Source organism: Vitiosangium sp. GDMCC 1.1324 (genome assembly GCF_003044305.1).
GTDB lineage: Bacteria > Myxococcota > Myxococcia > Myxococcales > Myxococcaceae > Archangium.
This window is the reverse complement of record NZ_PZOX01000010.1, coordinates 98256-115498: the sequence shown is the minus strand read 5'-3', so window position 1 is coordinate 115498 and position 17243 is coordinate 98256. Positions and strand designations below refer to the sequence as shown.

Below are 17243 nucleotides of genomic sequence, written 5' to 3'. Positions count from 1 at the left end.
GCGCCGCGGTTCACCAATCTTCGGTACCGTTCACTCCCTCCAGCGGATCCCCCTTCTTGGCCTTCTTCTCCTGGGTGCGCCGCTTGCCGCCTTTGTCCTCGCCATTCCACTCGTCCATGCCGTGGGCGTTCTCCAGTGGATCCGACGACTTCACCCGCTTCTCCGCGCCGCCGTCGGCATTGTTCAGCAGGTGATTGACCAGCCGGTTCACCTCCGACTTGAGCTGGCCGAACTCGTCGCCCTGGAGCACCACGCGCTTGACGCCGAGCCGCTTGCCGGTGCCCATGTCATACAGGCCCAGCACCAGCTCGGTGGTGCTGTTGTCCGGAATGTCACGCACCGTGCCCACCAGGCCCCGTTCCAGCCCGAGCGCCTTGCCCAGGGCGGCCACCGCCGGGTTGTTGGGAGAGGTCGCGCGCATCACCTCGGTGGCCACGTTGTCCAGCCGGGCGTCAAAGGCCTTGTAGTCGTCCGTGGGCTGCAACGCGGTGCTCGCCTCGCTCTCGTCCGGGCTCACCTCGAGCACCTGTCCGTAGATGCGGAAGCCGGGGCGCTCCAGGCGCAGCAGGTGCTTGCCCACGGGCAGTGTGGACACCGTCACCGGGGTGTACCCCTTGAACTCGTTGTCGATGAAGACACGCGCACCGGCAGGGCGGGACTTCACCGTCGTCCCGCCGCGCAGCGCCGCGTTGACGCCCGTGGCCACCTGCACCCGGAGCGAGATGAAGTCTCGGCTGTAGCGCTTGGTGTCCATCTCGTAGGTGGGGTTGAGCGCCATCAGGTCCAGCAGCGCCAGCTTCGCCTCCTCCGCGTCGCCGCGCTGGTGCATCACCGCGGCGTAGAGCGCGGTGGCGTCACACAGCGGGTTACAGGAGGCCGTCATCGCGGCGGCGGCCTTCTGCAACTCCTTGAGGGTGGCGCGGACCTTGCGCTCGGCGTCCTCGTACTCCTTCTTGTCGAAGGCGGCGAGGCTCTCCTGATAGCCCTGCTGGCCCCGCTTGAGCGCGACCAGGGCCTCGTCGTCGGCGGGCAGGCCAAAGAAGTCCTCGGACTTGCGCACGGTGAAGTCCTGGAACTGGCCCAGGGCCTCGCTCATGTAGCTCTCCAGCTTGGGCCCGCTCGCCTCGGCCGTGGGATCCATGGGGACGATGACGGCGCCAATGCGCCGGGGCCCGGAGGGCGGGGCCGCCAGCGCGAGGGTGGGGAGCAGGAGGATCGCTAGGGCTTTCATTCGTTGGACCTCGAGTGCGCGAGCCCGGGGGTGGGCCGCGAGGAGCGCTACCAACCGGCGCCGGGGTTCCCCAGGCGGATGCCCAGCGGCGGTTTCTGGGGCTGGGTCGCGAGCAGGATACTCGCGGTGGTGGCCACGGCCACGCCGCCCACGGCTGCCCAGAACCAGGGCTTCTTCACCACCGCGGGCAGCGCGATGGGCAGGGAGGAGTCGGGCGCCAGCTTCCCGGTGAGGAAGTCGTGCACCTGGCGCACGGCCTCCTGGCGCTCGCGGGCATCCGCGGGGTTCACCTTCACCCCGCGCAGGCGGTTCTTGAGCTGCACGTCCCAGGCGTAGAGTGAGACCTCGGCACGGCCCTGGCGCTCCTGCGCCACCCGCGCGAGCACCACATAGCGCGCGCCGAGCTTCTCGGCGATTCGGGCCACCCCGGGAGGGAGCGGGTCGGAGTCGAGCGCCTTCGAGGTGGACACCTCGGCGGCCAGGGCCCGCACCGAGGCCAGCTCGGGGAGGGGCTCCAGCGTGGGGCGCAGCTCGTCGCGCTGGGAGGGCTCCACCTCCTGGAAGGTCCCCAGGGGCTTGTAGCCGGGGAGGGTGAGCACCACCTGATGCGGGCCGGGCGCGAGCTCCACGTCCTTCAGCGGCGTGGTGCCCAGGCTCTGTCCGTGCAGCAGCACCTGCGCGCCAGCGGGGAGGGAGTCGACGGCGAGCGTGCCCCGGGGCTGGCGGGACAGGGCCGCTTTCGCGGCGTTGAAGGTGTCGAGCACCTCCTGCCCGAAGAGCTCGGACTCGGGTTGGAGGGTGGGCGCCGAGAGGAGCGCGTGGGTGAAGGCCTCCTGGGCTCCGGCGGAGTCCCCGTTGAGCAGCCGCGAGGCGCCCAGGAAGATGAAGACGCGGGCCAGCCGCTCCGGCTTCGTGTCCACGGGGTGGCGCTGGTAGAAGGCCGCCGCCTCGCTGAACTTCTTCGACGCGGCCTCCGGGTCGAGGTTGTCGTAGAGGCCCTTGCCCTCCTCGAAGAGGGCATCTCCCTGCGCGAGGGAGGCAGGCGGCGGAGGGGGGAAGACGGCGGCCATGTCCACCCACTGGAGGTCCGTCCAGGCGCCGAGCTCCCCGCGCAGCCCCGTCTCCAGGCGGGAGGCGGACTCGGAGGCGCTGCCGTCCATGGGAACGGCCAGCACCGCGACGCGGCCCGCCCAGGCGGGAGGAGGCGGCGTGGAGGCCGCCGTGGGCTGTACGGGAGCGGGCTTGTGGGCCTGAACGGGAGCATCCGCGGCGCGCGCTGGCTCCTGGTCGGCCGGGGCGGGTGTGGGCTCCGAAGCGGACTCATCCTGCCCGGCCTGCGGCTGCGCCTTCTTCTTGGACTTGCGGACCGAGGAAGTGGACGCGCCACGGCGGGACGCGGCCTCGCTGACACCGGAGGCCGTACCCAGCAGGAGCGCGAGCGAGAGGGCGAGGGGGGTCTTCAGGCTCACGGGGCACGATGCTAGCCGAGCCGGGGGGCCGGGCACCATGCCACGCCAAGGGGGCGGTTCCGGAAGGGCCCGGAGCCCGCCCCCGGCGGAGTCCTACACGTCGAGGTCCTCGACCTCGTCCGCGCTCTCCATGATGAACTTGAAGCGCGCGCTGACATCCCGGCCCATCAGGTCGTTGATGACCTGGTCGGTGAGGAGCGGGTTGTCGATGGTCACCTGCAGGCTCTGGCGCTGATTGGGATCGAGCGTGGTCTCCTTCAGCTCGTCCGGCGTCATCTCACCCAGACCCTTGAAGCGCATGACGCTGGGCTTGGCGTTGCCCTTGGTCTTCTCGCGGATGATGCGATCGCGGTGGGCCTCGTCGAGCGCCCAGTACGTCTCCTTGCCGATGTCCACCCGGAAGAGGGGAGGCTGGGCGAGGTAGACGTGCCCCTGCTCGATGAGCGGGCGCAGGTGCCGGTAGAAGAAGGTGAGCAGCAGCGTGGCGATGTGGTTGCCGTCGCTGTCGGCGTCCATCATCAGGAAGACGCGGCCGTAGCGCAGCTTGCTGATGTCGAAGTCGCTGCCGATGCCGCAGCCCAGGGCGCTGACGATGTCCGTGAGCTCCTTGTTGCCCACCACCTTGTCGGTGGAGGCCTGCTCGGCGTTGAGCACCTTGCCGCGCAGCGGGAGCACGGCCTGGGTGCGCCGGTCTCGGCCCTGCTTGGCGCTGCCACCTGCGGAGTCACCTTCGACGAGGAAGAGCTCGCTCGTGAGCGGGTCGGTGGAGGAGCAGTCCGCCAGCTTGCCCGGCAGGTTGAGCCGGTGGCTGACGGCCGTCTTGCGGCTGATGGCCTGGGAGGCGGCGCGGCTGGCCTCGCGGGCGCGGGCGGCCAGGACGATGCGAGCCACCACCGCCTCGGCGATGGACTTGTTGTCGTTGAGCCACTTCTCCAGCGCGGGGCGGATGACGCCGTCCACCTGGGCCGTCGTCTCGGGGTTGTTGAGGCGCCCCTTCGTCTGGCCCTGGAACTGCGGCTCCACCACGTACGTGGAGAGGATGACCGTCATGCCCTCGCGGATGTCCTCCGCGGTGAGCGTGACGCCCTTGAAGGTGAGGTCGTGCGTCTCGATGTAGTTGCGCACCGCCTTCACCACCGCGCTGCGCAGGCCGGCCTCGTGCGTGCCGCCCAGCGGCGTGGGGATGCCGTTGACGTACGAGCGGATGTGCTCGTCCGTGGCCTCCGTCCACACCAGCGCGGCCTCCAGGCGCACCCCGTTGTCACGCGAGTGGTAGAAGATGGCCGTGCTGCCCGAGGGCACCACCGGCTTGCCGCGCTCGCCCACCACCATGGTGAGGTACTCGGCGATGCCGCCGTCGTGCTTGAACTCCTCCTTCACGGGCGGGGTGGCCGTCTCGTCCTTCCAGATGACGGTCATGCCCTTGTGGAGGTAGCTCTTGGCCTCGAGCCGCTCGCGGATGAGCTTGGCGTCGAACTTGAGCTTTTCGCCGAAGATCTCCGGATCCGGCTCGAACGTCGTGGACGTGCCGGTGCCGCGCGCGGGGCCTTCCACCTTGAGCTGACTGGTGGGCCTGCCCTTGCTGTACGTCTGCACGTGGCGCTTGCCGTCGCGCTTGATCTCCACGACGAGCTTGCGCGCGAGCGCGTTCACCACGGAGCTGCCCACGCCGTGCAGACCGCCCGAGTGGACGTAGTTGCCCTGCTCGAACTTACCGCCCGCGTGCAGCGTGGTGAGGATGATCTCCACCGCCGGCTTCTTGTACTTGGGCATGATGTCGATGGGGATGCCTCGCCCATCGTCCACCACCGTCACGGTGCGGCCGTCCTTGTGGAGCACGACTTCCACGGTGGACGCGTAGCCGTTGATGACCTCGTCCACCGAGTTGTCGAGGATCTCCCACAGCAGGTGGTGGTAGCCCGTGCTGTCGGTGCCGCCGATGTACATCGCGGGGCGCTTGCGGACCGGCTCCAGGCCCTCGAGGACCTGGATGTCCGCGCCCGTATAGGTCGTCTTCTTGGTCGTCGCCATGACAGTCTCCGGCTACTCCTTCTTCTGCTCCGGCAGCGGGATGTAGAGAGGCGCGCGCGCCACCTCCTTCACCGCGTCCTTGCGCGACATCTCGTGGCCCTTGCCGCCGCGGCCCGTCACCTCGTAACGGCCCGCGTGCAGGGTGAGCTTGCGGCCCTTCTGCGTCTCGAAGGTGATCCCCGCCTCCTTGTTGCCGTGGGGCGCGACCACGAACTCCACCACCCGGTCGCCGTCGTCCACCTTGATGACGGTGACGCCCTTGCCCGGGCCGGCCAGCTCGTTGATCTCCGCCACCTTGCACACCAGCGCGTTGGTGTGCTCGGTGAGCACGCCCACCAGGTCCTTGTCCTCCACCGGCTGCACGCCGACGATCTCATCGCCCTCGCCCGTCTTGGCGTAGCGGCGGCCGGCGCGGGTGGAGATCTCCAGGTGCGGGGCGAGCGGGAAGCGCATGCCCAGGCCCTGCTTCGTGACACCCAGCAGCTTCTCCGGGCGCCACAGGCGGGTGTCGAGCGACAGGGCGGCCACGATGCGCTCGCCGTCGTCGAACTTGAACAGCTTCTGCACCGGGTCGCCGTAGCCCGTGGAGGCGGGCACGTCGTTGAAGCGGGTGACGTAGGCGGTGCCGAAGTTGCTGAAGAGGACGAGGTTCGCCTTGAGGCTGCCGGCGAGCACCGTCATCACGGCATCGCCCTCGCGCAGGCGGGTGGAGGAGGGATCCTTCACCTCGCGCACGCGCTTGATCCACCCGTCGCGGGTGATGACGACGTGGGCGTCCTCGTCGGCGATGAGGGCCTCGGCGTCGAAGGTCATCTCCTCGGCGCCGCCGCGGCTCACCTTGGTGCGGCGCTTCTGCATGCCGTAGGCGGCCTTCACCTCGGCCAGCTCGTCCTTCACGGTGCCCCACAGACGCGTGTTGCTCTTGAGCAGCGCCTCCAGGTCCTTGATCTGCTTGCGCTTCTCCTTGAGCTCGTTCTGGACCACCAGGATCTCCAGGCGGGCCAGCTTGTAGAGCTTCATCTCCAGGATGGCGTCCACCTGGAGCTCATCCAGCTTGAAGCGCGCGATGAGCTTCTTGGCGGCGTCCTGCTTGCCCTCGGAGGCGCGGATGATGCGGATCATCTCGTCCAGGGCGTCGTAGACCTTCTCGAAGCCCTCGAGGATGTGGACGCGCTTCTTGAGCTCGTCGAGCTGGTACTGGATGCGCCGCTTGATGACCTCCAGGCGGAACTCCAGGAAGTACTGGAGGATCTCCTTGAGGCCCAGGCGCTTGGGGGTGCCGACCTCGGGGTTCTCCGGGTTGGGCACCAGGCAGGTGAGGTTGACGTTGAAGTTCGTCTGGAGGGGCGTGTTCTTGTAGATGTACGCCATCACCAGCTCGGGGCTGGCCTCCTTCTTGAGCTCCATCACGATGCGCACGTCCTTGGTGGACTCGTCGCGCACGTCGACCACGAGCGGCAGCTTCCGCTCGCGGACGATTTCTCCAATCTTGGCCACCAGCGTGGACTTGTTGACCGCGTAGGGGATGGAGGTGATGACGATCTGCTGGCCGCCGCGCTTGAGGTCCTCGAGCTCGTACTCGCCGCGCAGGCGCACGCTGCCCTGGCCGGTCTCGTAGATCTCCTGCAGCTCCTTCTGGGAGTTGAGGATCTCACCGCCGGTGGGGAAGTCCGGGCCCTTGACCCACTTGAGCAGCTGCTTGGTGGTGAGGTTGGCGTCATCCACGAGCGCGACGAGCGCGTCGATCAGCTCGCCCAGATGGTGGGGCGGGATGTTGGTGGCCATGCCCACGGCGATGCCCGTGGTGCCGTTCATCAGCAGGTGGGGAACGCGCGAGGGCAGGACGATGGGTTCCTGCCGGGTGCCGTCGTAGTTGGGCCGGAAGTCGACCGTCTTCTGGCCCAGCTCGTTGAGGAGCTCGTCGGCGAGCTTCTCCAGGCGGCACTCGGTGTAGCGGTAGGCGGCGGCGGCGTCGCCATCGAGCGAGCCGAAGTTGCCGTGACCGTCCACGAGGGGGTAGCGCAGGGAGAAGTCCTGCGCCATGCGCACGAGGGCGTCGTAGATGGCGGTGTCGCCGTGCGGGTGGTAGGGGCCCATGATGGCGCCGACGACCTGGGCGCACTTCTTGTACTTGGCGTCGTGGGTGAGGTTCAGGTCGTTCCACATGCCGTACAGGATGCGGCGCTGCACGGGCTTGAGGCCGTCACGCACGTCGGGCAGGGCACGCGAGGTGATGACCGACAGGGCGTAGTTGAGGTAGCGCCGGCGGGCCTCGTCGGCGAGCGGAGCGGGAGTGGCACCACCGCCACCGCCACCAGCGGCCGCGGCGGAGCCATCACCGCCGCCACCCGAGGCTCCGTGCTTCTTGCGAGTCTTGTTTTCCGCTTGTGCGAGCATGCTCATGTGTTCAGGTCAGGACCGTCCGTATCCCAGTGGAACGCGGGGCGCGGCTCGCGCACTCCGTGCCCGGGCCAGCTAGTGATGAACCGGCGGGACTACCACGGCCATCCGTCAAAGGGAACAAATTCGAGGGGTTGCAACGCCTCGGGGGTGGGGTTGCTATACGCATGTTCAGTGTTTTGATCCACGAAATCCAGTCGAAGGAGGTGCCGAGGGTGGGGTGGCCGCGCTTGCCTGCCTGGGTTGGAAACGGGACGGGTGGTGGGCGCGGTGTACAGGGGGGAGTGCCTACTCAGAGGGTAGGCGGGCGAGCGGCGGAGAAGGCCCTGCTTGCCCTGGAGGATGGGGCGGGGAGGACATGGGGGGACGGCGTGGACCCGAGTCGAGGGCCATTGGCGGATACTGCCTCAGGGGTCTGACACGACCTGGGCGGTCTGCTCGGTCGAAGGGACGTCAGGCGGGCGACATAGCGTGGGGATGGGCCTTCAGCCCTCCTGCCGAGGAGGCATCCCATGTCCATGCATCCCGCTGTCCTGGCGCCCCGTTGGAGCAGGTGGAGTGACCGCACGAGACTCCTGTGGGTCCTGGTGGCCCTGCTGTCGCTCGCGGGCTGTGCGACGGGGCGGCCGTTTTCAGGGTCATCGCTGGATGGCAGGGATGCGTCCCGCGATGTGGGTGGAGGCGGCCCTGCTTCGATGCCCCCCTACCTGGTGCAGGGCCGGCTGGTGGAACTGGACGGCTTCGAGGCACTCCTGCGTCGGGCCGGGCTGGAGGACTCCAGACAGCTTCTCTCTCGCACGGCGGACTTCACGCCCGAGGACGCGGCGGAACTGTACGAGGAACTGCTCGGCAGGCCTGTGACCCTGGCCAGATTTGGCCCACGTCTGGTGGCCTCGACCCTGCTGCGTGAGGTCATGGAGGGCGAGGAGGAATTGCCGCGCCCGGCCCTCCTCGCACGTGTGGCGCGTTTCGAGGGGCTGGCGGTGCTGCGCCCCGACGGCTACGTGGCCTGGGCGCTGAGCGGCAGGACCCAGCAGCGCGTGGGAGCGGTCGCGCTGAAGGACGGCGCTCTGCGCGCTGGGCCCTTCGAGGTGGGCGTCTTCTACGACGGTCGCAGTGGGGCCTTCTTCCCGGTGGATGAGCGCCTCGAGCGCGTGCGGAGCCGTCCTCCCCTGGCCGAGGTGTACGACGATGGGGATGTCATCAACCGCTCGCTGGATGGCGCGGAGGACGTTTTCCGCGACACCGTGCTGGCGTTGGGCGGGCTGGTGTTCCACCCGGCGGATTCGCTCGCGGCACTCTCGCGGATGCCTCGGGGCGTAGCGGAGCTCGTCCTGCACTCGCCGGAATACCTCGAGCGCTTCCGGCTGATGTTGGAGGCCAAGGGGCCCGGCTACGCGAACAAGTTCACCGATAGGCTTGAACCCAAGCCGTGGTTCACAAGGGGGGCGCGCAACATAGTCGATCAGGCTCAACGGCAGTTCCGAGCCGCTCGTGGCGCGCCCATCCGCTGGCACGTCGCGGAAGCCAGGGCCGCAGATGCCATCCGAAAGATGTTGGATGACGCCGGTCTACATGGGATTGAGGTGATTCACACCCCGGCGCTTCCGTGACGGAGGATGACGTGATCGAGACCTACTACGCGGGGGCCTACTGGGGCGCTCGAAAGGAGTCTCCAGAGGAATGTGGCCGTCGCGCGGAGTCAATGTTCTCCGCGCTGCGCACGGTTGCGCCGGATTTTGCCCATTGGCTCAAGCAGGGGCGGTCTCGTAGAGAGGCACTTCAGCATCCCATCGAAACGGACCGAGCCACGTTGACGAAGATGTTCCGGCGCGGGAAGGACCGGATGTTTGAAGATCTTGGCTTTCGCATCAGCGGTTGGAACGGCGCGGATGACGACGAGGCCAGTTCCTTCCTTTTCAGTGTGGGGATCTACTCGGAGTTCGTCACCAATGCGTGCGTGTTCAATCTGCCAAGTCCAGGGCTGGACGGCAAAGAAAGCCCGAGCTCGCAGCGGGTGCTGACGGCAACCGTGCTCTCCGGTCTGGTGCGTGCCATGGCGGTGGCCTGGGAGCCGGAATGGGCGATCGCCACGTCTCACGCGCACAGGGATGAGTTCATACCGAGGCCTCGGCCGGCGAGACTGTGGGGCTGGGTGACCTACTACTCGGACGCGGTGGGCCGGGTGCCGCCGCTGCCCGCGCCCGTGCGCATGGAGCGGGTCGAGAACCAGGGAACGCTCCTCGTCCTCACCCCCGAGCGTTTCACCGCGCGCAACCCCGAGCACGTCGCCCTGGCCGAGCGTGTCCGCGGACTGCTCGACCGCGCCGGGTTGCTGGGTCCCCCGCTTCCCTCTCTCTGAGCGCGGTCCTCCTCGCGCGCCTACTTGTTCTCGCTGCCGACGCGCTGCGCCTTCCCCCACGAGCCCCGGCGGAAGAGCATCACCTTGCTGTTCGCGCTCCCGCTGAGGATGCCGGGGACGGTGGCCTGGATCGCCTTGCTGCCGGGCGGGTGGTAGACCACGCGCACCTTGCGCCCCGAGGGCAGGTCGTTGCTCCCGTCGATGAGCAGGAAGACGGTGTTGCCCTCGATGTGGATGCGCTCGGGATCTTTCCGGCTGTCGAGCTCGGTGATCAGCTCACCCTCATCCACGGTGCGGGCCTCGTTCGTGAGCCGCCGCACCTTCACGCGCACGAAGTGGTCCGAGGTCGAACCGGAGAGGTCCCTCGTGCCCTGGACGATGATGGCCAGGTCCGCGCCGTTCTCGGCGGCCTTGTCGGGGAGCTTCATGCCGGACTGGAGGCTGGCATCCGTGTCGAGCAGCAGGGTGGCATTGGCGCAGCGGCTGCCACAGTCCTGTCCGAAGGGCGGCTTCTGGAAGCGCAGCCGCAGGGCGAAGTCGCTGCCCTGGGGGCCTACCGTCGCGTCCACCACCACGGGGCGCTCCTCGTCCATGGGAGGGGTGTAGCGGAAGCTGGCCCGGTCCTTGGCCATGGCGCTCGTGGCGAGCAGGGTGAGGGCCAGGGGGATGAGCGGTGTCCTCAAGGGGGGGGCCTCCTCGGTGGGAAAAAGGGGCCACATTCAAATGCGAAGCGGTGTTCCGCCTCAAGCTCGGTTCCACGTTCCCTCCCAGCGCGTAGAGTGGGGCCGGACGCCGTGGGGCGGAGGTCCGCCTGGAGGATGCCGATGGAATCTCTGTACGTGCGCCAGTTGAAGCTCGGGCCGATGGACAACTTCGTGTACCTGGTGGGCCCGAAGGACTCGGACGAAGTCCTCGTGGTGGACCCGGCGTGGGACGTCCCCGCCATCGAGAAGGCGCTCGTGGCGGACGGCAAGCGCCTGGTGGGGGCCTTCGTCTCGCACTGCCATGGCGACCACACCAACGGGCTGCCGGAGCTGCTCTCGCGCCATGACGTGCCGGTGTATGCCCAGCGCGCCGAGGTGGACTTCTCGGCGGAGCTGCGCGGGCTGGCCCCGGGAGCGCTGCGTCCCCTGGGGCCGGGCGATCCCCTCACGGTAGGGGGGCGGGGCTTCCAGGCGCTGCACACCCCGGGACATACGCCGGGCTCGCACTGCCTGCTGGCGCAGGACGCCCTGGTGTCGGGCGACACCGTCTTCATCAACGGCTGCGGACGGTGCGACCTACGCGGGGGAGACCCGGAGGCGATGTACCACTCCCTGTCCCAGGTGCTGCTGAAGGTGCCGGACGACACCCGGCTCTTCCCCGGGCATGACTACGCGGACGTGCCGGTGGCGGAGCTGGGGGATGTGCGCCACCACAACCCCTACTTCGGCTTTCCGGACGTGGCCTCCTTCGTGGCCTACCGGATGCGCCCGAGGCGCTGAGCCCTAACGGCGGCTGGAGAGCAGCGAGGAGCCCAGGCCCTCCGGGCGCGCGGCGCGCAGGGACCAGCGGGCGAACAGGCCGAGCAGCGTGAGCGACAGGAACGACCAGAGCGCGGCCCAGGCCCAGGAGGGCACGGGGGTGAGGTCGGCGAGCAGGGCGGCATCGCTGACGGAGCGGGCGGCGCCGTTCCACAGGTCCGAGCGCAGGTCGACGACCACGTAGAGCGCGGTGAAGGCGGCGAGGAAGAGGTTGAGCATGTCCACGCCGCCATCCGGGAGGTACTTCGCCGCGAGCCCCAGCACGAGCGCGGTGCCCAGGCAGAAGGCCAGGGTGAAGCCATCCCCCGCGTAGAGGACGCCCATGGCCGCGAGGCACGCGCAGGAGGCGAACAGCATCAGGCGGCGCAGCCGGAAGCGGAAGGTGGCCAGCAGCAGGAAGGCGCCCGCGAGCGCACTGCCCACATAGCCGGCGGAGTAGACGGCCACCTGGGCCAGCATGCTGGCGGGCAGGCGGGACAGGCAGGCACCGGACTCGTTGGCGGCCAGGGTGATGCGGTCCACGGCGCCCCCGGCGAGCAGGGTGGCGAGGGCGTGACCACTCTCGTGCATCATCACCACCAGCAACTTCAGGGGCCACAGGGCGGGCGAGTCCCAGAAGAACCAACCCACGCCCAGGAGCACGAGGAGGAGGGCCACCCGGCCAAAGTCCAGCTTTGCACCGCTCGAGGTCTGCATGCGGGGCCCACAACACGCTCGTGCGCGACTTCTTCCACGGCACTTCTTCCTCTCCCTGGGCTGGCCGTGGGGGGGGCGGGCAGTCGCTGGGAGTGAGGCTCCGCGGATGTCGCCTCTCCCGGGTGGGGGAGTCCCCACCCTCACTGTCCGTCCGAAGCCATCGCCAGCGGGCGGAAGAAGCGATAGGGAGGAGACAACATGAAGAAGACGCTCTTGTTCCTGTCGCTCATGGCTGCCCCGGCGCTGGCCGGGGAAGGGAAGTGGACCCCCCAGCAGGTCCTCGAGCTCGATCCGGCGTGGCTGAAGGCCCAGGGTCTCCAGGTGCCGCCCAAGCGGCTGTGGGACCCCAAGCGGGGCACTGGCCTGCTGGCGGGCGCGGTGAACGTGGGCGGCTGCACGGGGGCCTTCATCTCCGAGTCGGGCCTCGTCATCACCAACCACCACTGTGCCTTCTCCATCATCCAGGAGCACAGCACGCCGCAGCGCGACCTCATCACCCAGGGCTTCCTGGCGAAGAGCCGCGAGGAGGAGCTGCCGGGCAAGGGCGCTCGTGTCCAGGTGCCGCGCAGCTTCACGGACGTGACGAAGGAGATGCAGGCGGCGGTGCCGGCGGGGGCGGACGACCTCGCGCGGCAGAAGGCCATGGAGCGCAAGGAGAAGGAGCTGGTCGCCGAGTGCGAGAAGCGCCCGGCCACGCGCTGCAGGGTGGCCAGCTTCGACGGCGGGCTGCAGTTCGTGCTGATCGACTCGGTGGAGCTGGCGGACGTGCGGCTGGTGTACGCGCCGCCCCGCGCGGTGGGCGAGTACGGCGGAGAGGAGGACAACTGGATGTGGCCGCGCCACACCGGTGACTTCGCCATCATCCGGGCCTACGCGGCGCCGGACGGCTCGGCGGCGCAGTACAGCGCGCAGAACGTGCCCTACAAGACGGAGTTCTTCTTCCCGCTGGCCACCGAGGGCGTGAAGCCGGACGACTTCGTGATGGTGCTGGGCTACCCCGGCGCCACCTTCCGTGCGCTCCTGGCGGACGACATGGCCGAGCGCCAGGCGCGCTACTACCCGCGCGTCGTCGACGTGTACGGCGAGCTCATCCGCATCCTCGAGGAGGAGGGGGAGAAGGACCCGGCGGGGAAGATCGCCGTGGCGTCGAACCTCAAGGGCCTCCACAACCGCTACAAGAACGCGGGCGGGCAGCTCGCGGGACTCAAGCGGGGGCACATCGTGGAGAAGCAGCGCGAGGCCGAGGCGGCGGTGGTGGCCTGGGCGGAGAAGCGCCCGGAGTACGCGGGCGCGCTGAAGGCCCGCACGGAGCTGCTGTCGCTGCAGGCGGAGAAGACGAAGACCTTCGAGCGCGAGTTCCTGCTCGATGCGATGCGGGGCGCGTCGAAGGGGTCGTCGCTCGCGGTGACGCTGGTGCGGATGGCGCAGGAGCGCGCGAAGCCGGACCTCGAGCGCGAGCCCGAGTACATGGACCGGGAGCTGCCCCGGCTGAAGGATCGGCTGGAGCGCGAGCAGAAGAACTACTTCGCGCCGGCGGACAAGCGGGCGTTCCTCTCGCTGGTGCGGCGGGCGCAGGCGCTCGGCGAGGGCGAGCGCATCGCGGCGATCGACAAGCTCTTCGGCCGTACGTACTCGGAGAAGGACGCGTCCGCGAAGATCGACGCGCTGTACGCCAGCTCGAAGGTGCTGGACCTGGCGGAGCGGCAGAAGATGGCCGGTGAGACGGAGGCGCAGCTCCGGGCGCGGAAGGATCTGCTGCTCGACTTCGGCTTCGACCTGGCGGCCGAGCTGGTGGCGCTGGATGACCTGAGAGATCGGCGCGCGGGCGCGAACGTGCGGCTGATGCCCGAGTGGAGGCGGGCGGTGCTGGCGCATGCGGGCAAGCCGGTGGCGCCGGACGCCAACGGCACGCTGCGGGTGACGTTCGCGAAGGTGAAGGGCTACGCGCCGCGCGACGGTGCCATCTACACGCCGCAGACGACGCTGGCGGGCGTGATGGAGAAGCACACGGGCGAGGAGCCCTTCAACGTCCCGCAGAAGGTGGCCGCGGCGGCCGAGGCCCGGCGCTACGGGCCGTGGGCGGACAAGCGCCTGAAGGACGTGCCGGTGAACTTCCTGGCGGACGCGGACACCACGGGCGGCAACTCGGGCAGCCCCACGGTGAACGGCAAGGGACAGTTGGTGGGCGTCAATTTCGACCGCGTGTGGGAGAACGTGGCGAACGACTTCGGCTACAACCCGGAGGTGGCGCGCAACGTGAACGTGGACGTGCGCTACGTGCTGTGGCTGTTGGATCAGGTCGAGGACGCGGATGGGCTGCTGAGGGAGCTGGGCGTCCGCAAGGGGCCGAAGGCCCAGGAGAGCCGCTGATGTCGGATGGTGCCGGGAGCGGGCCGCCTTCCCTGCCGGTCTTCGGACCGGAGGAGAAGGTGTGCGGCAACTGCAAGCTGTGGGCGGCGCACTCGGTGGATCACCGCGGCTGGGTGGGCGTCTGCCGGTTGCAGCCGGAGCGGGGGCTGTTCCCGCCCTCGGCGCCTTTCTGCAACAAGTTCCTGCAGCGCGGGGTGGCGGCGAAGGTGGCCGAGGAGACGGCCCGGCGCGAGCGCCCGGTGCGCGGCGTGGGGCCGGTGGTGGTGCGGCGGCGGGAGCGGGATCCGAACGAAGTGGTGGACCTGGAAGGGCTGGAGCTGAACATGACGCGCGCGGAGTTGATGGAGCTGATCCGGGAGGCGGTGGGCGAGGGCGGTGAGGCGCCACTGGCCAACAAGTGGGAGGGCGGCACCCTCAAGCTGGTGCCCGGCAAGTCGGACGTGCAGGGGAAGGACATCCCCATCGACACCTTCTTCCACAAGATCATCATGGTGCGCGACAAGCTCCGGGTGATGGAGCAGAAGCTCAACGCTCACCCGAAGCTGTCGGACGCCGAGAAGGTGGAGATGCAGAGCTACATCACCCGCATCTACGGCTCGCTGACGAGCTTCAACCTGCTCTTCCGCGACAAGGAAGACCACTTCGTGGGCTCCAAGACGGAGGAGTGAGCCTCCGTTACCTTCACAGCTCCTGGTCGCGCTCCTCCAGTTCCGCGAGGGCGCGCTGGCGGCCCCGGTGCAGGGCGCTCTTCACGGTGCCCTCGGGGATGCGCAGCATGGTGGCGATCTCCGGGTAGCTGTAGCCGCGCATCTCCCGCAGCCACAGCACCTGGCGCTGCTGCTCGCTCACCTTCTCCAGGGCCTCCTCGAAGTGGCGCTGCATCTCGGTGCCCACCGCCTGGGCCTCGGGCGAAGCCGGGGCCTCGGGCTCGTGCTGCAACCGCTCGCGGCGCTTGCGGGCGCGCAGCCAGTTGATGCTGCTGTTCACCATCACACGATGCAACCACGTGGAACATGAGGAGCGGCCATCGAAGCCGTTGGGGCGTTGCGCCAGGCGGGTGAAGACGTCCTGCACCACATCCTCTGCGTCGTCCGCGTCGCCCACGATGCGGCGTGCGATGGCCAGTGCCCGTGTGCGGTACTGGCGGTACAGCTCGGCGAATGGGGGAAGGGCGATGACCGCGGCATCCATGATGTCTGCCTCCTGGACACCCTCATCGGGTGTCTGGAAGCTGGAACGAATGGGCCGCCAAAAGGATCTAATGGAACGGAATTCACTCTCCGTGAAGCCCGGCGGGTCCGAGAGCTACTCCGCCTCTTCTTCCTGCTTGGTGAGACCCCACTCCTTGAGCCGCTTGAAGAGGGTGGAGCGGGCCACGCCCAGCTCGCGGGCCACGCGCTCGCGGTTGTTGTTGTAGCGGCGCAGGGCGGCCTCGACGATCTGCCGCTCCAGCTTGAGGAGCATCTGCTCCAGCGTCATGCCGGGGGGGAGCTCGGGCACCGCCACGCCCGTCTCGCGGTTCACCTCCTGGTCGAAGGAGATGTCGGTGGGCTCGATGTTGGGGCCCTTGCGCAGCAGCAGGGCGCGGTGCACCACGTTGCGCAGCTCGCGGATGTTGCCCGGCCAGGTGTGCTGCTGCAGCCGGTCCACGGCGGTGGGGGTGAGCCGTACCGTCTGGCCCCGGGGCGAGTACGTGCGCAGGAAGTGCTCGGCCAGGGAGAGGATGTCCCCGCGCCGGTTGCGCAGGGGCGGCAGATGCAGAGGCACCACGCACAGGCGGTAGTACAGGTCCTCGCGGAAGCGGCCCTCTCGCGCGGCGCTGAGCAGGTCGCGGTTGGTGGCGGCCACCACGCGCACGTCCACGTGGGTGGGACGGCTGGCGCCCACGCGTTTGATCTCCCCACTCTCCAGCGCACGCAGCAGCTTGGCCTGCAGATCCAACGGCAGCTCGCCAATCTCGTCGAGGAAGAGGGTGCCGCCGTCGGCCTCCTCGAAGGCGCCCTTGCGCGCGTTGGTGGCGCCGGTGAACGAGCCCTTCTCATGGCCGAACAGCTCGCTCTCGATGAGCTCCTTGGAGATGGCGGCGCAGTTGACGGGGATGAAGGGCTTGTCGCCGCGCTGGGAGCACTCGTGGATGGCGCGGGCCACCAGCTCCTTGCCGGTGCCGGACTCACCGAGGATGGCCACTGCGGCGGAGGAGGGCGCCACGCGCTCGATGAGCTCGTTGAGCTGCCGCACGGACGGGTCGCCGCCGATGATGCCGTGGAAGGACAGGTCCTTGCGGGTGGGGGTGACGGGCTCGAGGATGAGGTCCGTCTCGCCCAGGCGCAGCGTGGTGGGGAGGCCCACCTGCACCTCGTAGACGCGCACGGAGCCCATCCAGGTGCCGTTGGTGGAGTTGGTGTCCACCACGTGGAAGTGACCATCGCGCCGGGTCACCTTGAGGTGGCGGCCGGAGATGAAGGGATCCTGGACGACGAGGTCGCAGGACGGATCCTTGCCCACGGTGAAGCTGTCCGTGTCACTGCCGAGCTTGTGGACGGTCTCGTCGGCGCCCTGCTTGATGCGCACCTGGGCGGGCTGCCAGCGGGAGGTGGAGTCGCGGGGCTGGAGCGCCGTGCGGGAGCCGACCTCGGTGGGAACCTCGGACTGACCACTGCCGTGGAGCCGGAACACGGCACGCCACTGGCCGAGCGCGATGTCCGAGCCATCCGCGAGCACGCCCTTGCTCATGGAGGACCCCGCCACCTGGGTGCCCTTACCCGACAAGTCCTCCAGGGTGCACTGCTCGCCATCGAAGACGAGGGCGGCCTGCTGCCGGCTCACCTCGGGGTCTGGGATGACGACGTCGCTCTTCTCGCCGCGGCCGAGCACCATGCGCTCGAGCCCCAGACCCACCCGCAACACCTCCTCGCCCCGACGAAAAAAAACCAGCTCCGGCATCGAGCACTCCCTGTGTGGTTACAGGACACTCCTAACCCGTGGAGTGTCCGACACGCAACACCCAAACATGATTAGCGGGGTAGTGCCGGACTGTCCGACCAGGAGAGTAGCCAGGACACTTCGTTCTGTGCGCGTGCCTGCTCAATCTCCTCCCGGAGGAGGCGACGATGGTGATGTCTGAGCGTTCGAAGCGACGATTCGGAGAAGTGGCACGGGCA

13 protein-coding genes are annotated in these 17243 nt (G+C 68.8%); 5 read left to right on the top strand and 8 right to left on the bottom strand.

Annotated elements, in window-relative coordinates:
• Nucleotides 1-10: 10 nt before the first annotated feature.
• The 4 genes from DAT35_RS27845 to DAT35_RS27830 form a co-directional block, all read right to left on the bottom strand.
• Nucleotides 11-1231, bottom strand: coding sequence for a PEGA domain-containing protein (locus DAT35_RS27845; RefSeq protein WP_108070521.1), 1221 nt, complete (start codon nt 1229-1231; stop codon nt 11-13).
• A gap of 47 nt (nt 1232-1278) precedes the next feature.
• Entirely contained in the window at nt 1279-2700 is a 1422-nt protein-coding gene (locus DAT35_RS27840) for a PEGA domain-containing protein (protein ID WP_158501904.1), read from the bottom strand.
• Between the two features lie 93 nt (nt 2701-2793).
• On the bottom strand, nt 2794-4731 hold the full coding sequence (locus tag DAT35_RS27835) for a type IIA DNA topoisomerase subunit B (protein ID WP_108070517.1): 1938 nt from the start codon (nt 4729-4731) through the stop codon (nt 2794-2796).
• A 12-nt stretch (nt 4732-4743) separates the two neighbouring features.
• Nucleotides 4744-7128: a DNA topoisomerase (ATP-hydrolyzing) subunit A gene (locus tag DAT35_RS27830; protein ID WP_199243017.1), complete on the bottom strand. Its 2385-nt coding sequence runs from the start codon at nt 7126-7128 to the stop codon at nt 4744-4746.
• Nucleotides 7129-7643: 515 nt separating this feature from the next.
• Between DAT35_RS27830 and DAT35_RS27825 the strand changes: the two genes are divergently transcribed.
• Nucleotides 7644-8744, top strand: a complete 1101-nt coding sequence (locus DAT35_RS27825) for a Tox-REase-5 domain-containing protein (RefSeq protein WP_233261752.1) — start codon at nt 7644-7646, stop codon at nt 8742-8744.
• Nucleotides 8741-9493 (top strand): immunity 52 family protein, encoded by a 753-nt coding sequence (locus tag DAT35_RS27820; RefSeq protein ID WP_369946103.1) that lies wholly within the window; start codon nt 8741-8743, stop codon nt 9491-9493. Before DAT35_RS27825 ends, DAT35_RS27820 begins: the two co-directional genes overlap by 4 nt.
• 20 nt (nt 9494-9513) lie before the next feature.
• Here DAT35_RS27820 and DAT35_RS27815 read toward each other — a convergent pair whose 3' ends face one another.
• Nucleotides 9514-10176, bottom strand: coding sequence for a hypothetical protein (locus DAT35_RS27815; protein ID WP_108070511.1), 663 nt, complete (start codon nt 10174-10176; stop codon nt 9514-9516).
• A gap of 141 nt (nt 10177-10317) precedes the next feature.
• Between DAT35_RS27815 and DAT35_RS27810 the strand changes: the two genes are divergently transcribed.
• A complete protein-coding gene (locus DAT35_RS27810) occupies nt 10318-10977 on the top strand; it encodes an MBL fold metallo-hydrolase (RefSeq protein WP_199243016.1) in 660 nt (219 codons plus the stop codon).
• 3 nt (nt 10978-10980) lie between these two features.
• Here DAT35_RS27810 and DAT35_RS27805 read toward each other — a convergent pair whose 3' ends face one another.
• Nucleotides 10981-11712: a M50 family metallopeptidase gene (locus DAT35_RS27805; protein ID WP_108070507.1), complete on the bottom strand. Its 732-nt coding sequence runs from the start codon at nt 11710-11712 to the stop codon at nt 10981-10983.
• A 198-nt stretch (nt 11713-11910) separates the two neighbouring features.
• Between DAT35_RS27805 and DAT35_RS27800 the strand changes: the two genes are divergently transcribed.
• Nucleotides 11911-14082: a S46 family peptidase gene (locus DAT35_RS27800; protein WP_108070505.1), complete on the top strand. Its 2172-nt coding sequence runs from the start codon at nt 11911-11913 to the stop codon at nt 14080-14082.
• Nucleotides 14082-14750 carry a hypothetical protein gene (locus DAT35_RS27795; protein ID WP_108070503.1) on the top strand — a complete coding sequence of 223 codons (669 nt, stop codon included), beginning with the start codon at nt 14082-14084 and terminating at the stop codon, nt 14748-14750. The genes DAT35_RS27800 and DAT35_RS27795 overlap by 1 nt, the downstream gene beginning before the upstream one ends.
• Before the next feature lie 13 nt (nt 14751-14763).
• Here the strand turns inward: DAT35_RS27795 and DAT35_RS27790 are convergent, their stop codons facing one another.
• Nucleotides 14764-15273, bottom strand: a complete 510-nt coding sequence (locus DAT35_RS27790) for an RNA polymerase sigma factor (RefSeq protein WP_108070501.1) — start codon at nt 15271-15273, stop codon at nt 14764-14766.
• 114 nt (nt 15274-15387) lie between these two features.
• Nucleotides 15388-17025 carry a sigma 54-interacting transcriptional regulator gene (locus DAT35_RS27785; protein ID WP_108070499.1) on the bottom strand — a complete coding sequence of 546 codons (1638 nt, stop codon included), beginning with the start codon at nt 17023-17025 and terminating at the stop codon, nt 15388-15390.
• Nucleotides 17026-17243: the final 218 nt, after the last annotated feature.